Genomic DNA, 812 nt, shown 5'->3' on the forward strand with positions numbered 1-812 from the left:
GCGGGACGACTTCCTCGCGGTCTACCGCGCCTCCGCGGCCGCACCGGACTGGGTGGCGGGCCTTGCCGCGCGCAAGGGCCGGGGCTGGATGGCGCTCGCCACCCGCCACGCTGCCGAGATGGAGGAGGCGCGTGCGGCCGTCCTTGCCATCGCCGGGGAAGCGGGGCTGCCGCTCGACGAGTTCCGCCGGGTGCAGGCGGTGGTCGCCGAGGGCGAGCGCGCCATGAACCGGGCGAAGAAGGAGATGATCGAGGCCAACCTCCGCCTCGTGATCTCGATCGCCAAGAAGTACACGAACCGCGGCCTGCAGCTGCTCGACCTCGTGCAGGAGGGCAACATCGGGCTGATGAAGGCGGTCGACAAGTTCGAGTACCGGCGCGGCTTCAAGTTCTCGACCTACGCCACCTGGTGGATCCGCCAGGCGGTCACGCGCTCCATCGCCGACCAGGCGCGGACCATCCGCGTGCCGGTGCACATGACCGAGACGGTGAACAAGCTGAACCGCACCGCGCGCCAGATGGTGCACGAGCTCGGGCGGGAGCCGACGCCGGCCGAGCTCGCGGCGAAGATGGGCCTGCCGCTCGAGCGGGTGGTCAAGGCGCASAAGATCGCGCGCGAGCCGATCTCGCTCGAGACGCCGGTCGGCGACGAGGAGGGCGCCCACCTCGGTGACTTCCTCGAGGACGAGAACGCGGTCATGCCGCTCGACGTCGCGGTGCGGTCGGGCCTGCGCGACGCCGCCGCCAAGGCGCTCTCCGGGCTGACGCCGCGCGAGGAGCGGGTGCTGCGGATGCGCTTTGGCATCGGCATGA

Annotated in this window: 1 protein-coding gene; it reads left to right on the forward strand. The window is 71.4% G+C overall.

Going from position 1 to position 812, the window contains the following annotated elements; genetic code table 11:
• Positions 1-812 (forward strand): sigma-70 family RNA polymerase sigma factor (locus EAH89_RS30950; protein ID WP_140888036.1); only part of this gene is annotated, 812 nt, incomplete at both ends.

This window comes from Muricoccus nepalensis (assembly GCF_006438825.1).
GTDB lineage: Bacteria > Pseudomonadota > Alphaproteobacteria > Acetobacterales > Acetobacteraceae > Roseomonas > Roseomonas nepalensis.